Raw genomic sequence first — 2,011 nt, 5'->3', positions numbered from 1 at the left:
TCTTACAAACCTCAAAGCAGACCCTATGGGCCGTGAACTGAGCCCCAAGCATGTTCAGGAATTAGTCAAATTTGAATTGGCTACTTCAATAAAGATAGACTCATCGACAAAACTTATCAAAATCAATCCAATAATAAAAGATTACGTTCTTAGTCGAATACCCAAAGATCAAGTTTACGAAATCTCAAACGCTTACTTAAATGTGACTATTATTAAAACCAAGAACGGAGTAAAGCTTAGTTCACTAAATCGTAAAGTTTACCAAAAGGGTTACAGCACGGAAGAAGATAATACTGGAACTTTGTTACTAAACTCGATTGATTCTTGTTTGGAAAGTATCAAGACTAACAACGAACTAGGTCAGTGCAATGTGATGAACGAAAGAAGGCTAACAAAGTTACGGCAGTATTGTAGTTCCTATATCTACATACTAAGAAAATCTAGTCGTTTTGCAGAGACTATATCCGCGTTTGATCTTTTACATGACACCATTAAAAAAATAGATCCGGACTCTCTGTACAAATATTATCTGACGGTTGCTTCCTCATACCGAATTAGGGCTAGTTATACTGAAGCGCAAAAGTACCTTGACATGTGTATGAGTCTCTGTCCCGAAACGGATAAGATTACATTGAATGATGCTTACCTTGAGCAATTGCATTTATTAGAGCACACAGATTTAGATGCCGCAGTTAAATTGGCAAAATCTAAGAAAAATGAGTTTAGGAAAAAGTCTGTTGCATATATTGCTTCCGAAGTGATTCTTGCTGAAGAGAAAGACAGTGATGATAGGTTTAAAGCACTTGTTCGCCTTGAGAAAAAAGCTCGAAGGCAAGAGTATTACACATTGGCTAATAATATTTTATTTACGATAAATAAAGAACGAAGCAATGTGGATAAGATCAAGAATTTAGATACCGCTCTTGATTCAGAGAAAAGTAGTTACAATTTCTGTCGTGCGACAATCTATAAACATCAAGCTTTGGTTGAAAGCAAACTGTATGACCGAATCAAGGAGAAGGACATCCAGGATTTGTCATACATTTACAATTACCTATTTAGGCAAAAGTTTGACAATTTGTTTGTCCAGTGTCACAAACTTTTGTGGGATATAGCTGCTTATCGCCAACTAGGGGAAATAATTATGATGATATATATCAGAGGTACTATCGTGTGGCGCTTGAACGATGATTCAGAGAATGAGCAAAAATACGAGAAACTCATACAAGATTACGATGACCCAACCTTGCTTAAAAGTCTTGGATACAAATAATAGACTTTTTGATTGGTTTAAAAATGAAAACCCCTCCTGCGCAGAAGCGGAGGAGGGGAACAGAGATAAACGCTTGGGGGCAATTTAACTCCGAAGCGTATTATATATAGGTTTACAGCTTAGTTCAAAGAGAATGACACTATAAATAGTTAAATGCCTATTTCTTAAGCATTGTAGATAAACACTAGACTATATGGATAATCCCCAGTCTCCTAAAAGCTGGTCAAGCTGCTGCTTTTGCGCATCGCTGATATTTTTAACTGTGAAACTGAACTCACCTTTCAAGGAGTCATGTTTTACGTGAACTTCAGAGCCGTTATCAAGTTTCTTCTTCAGTTTCTTTGGTCTTGTCGAGGCATCTTGCCTTTGACTCTCATCTTGTTCGGCATAGGTGTATGACAGAATCTTTTTTACGATTTGAGCGTTGGCGTGTTTAGCGCTTAATGCTGTAAGCCTTAGGTTTTCTGTCTCTTCTAATAAAGATGAACAGAAATTTTCAAAGCCTGATTTTTCTTTATCAGAAAGGCTAGTTATTTTCTTGTCTAATTCAATTATAGAAGGTCTTCCTAGATCAGGAACACTAGGAATGACATCTATTAGCCATTTTGGTAGCTCTGCCGCTTTTATACCAGCTGAGACCAAGTTTTTGTCATAGCCTTTCTCGGTGGCAATCTGAATATTGTTCAAACCTTGTTCTTTCTTGAGGTTCAGCCATTGCTTACCTAACTCATAGAGAGA

2 pseudogenes are annotated in these 2,011 nt (G+C 37.0%); one reads left to right on the top strand and one right to left on the bottom strand.

The features are described from left to right. Window positions 1-1,273, top strand: a pseudogene (locus IQR33_RS19600) (hypothetical protein); the annotation flags it as partial. A 189-nt stretch (window positions 1,274-1,462) separates the two neighbouring features. Here IQR33_RS19600 and IQR33_RS19595 read toward each other — a convergent pair. Beyond that, window positions 1,463-2,011: pseudogene (locus IQR33_RS19595) on the bottom strand (hypothetical protein); the annotation flags it as partial.

It is taken from the genome of Vibrio sp. OPT46 (assembly GCF_015163535.1).
Lineage (GTDB): Bacteria > Pseudomonadota > Gammaproteobacteria > Enterobacterales > Vibrionaceae > Vibrio > Vibrio alginolyticus.
The sequence above is the reverse complement of the archived record's forward strand: the minus strand, read 5'-3'. Positions and strand labels throughout refer to the sequence as shown.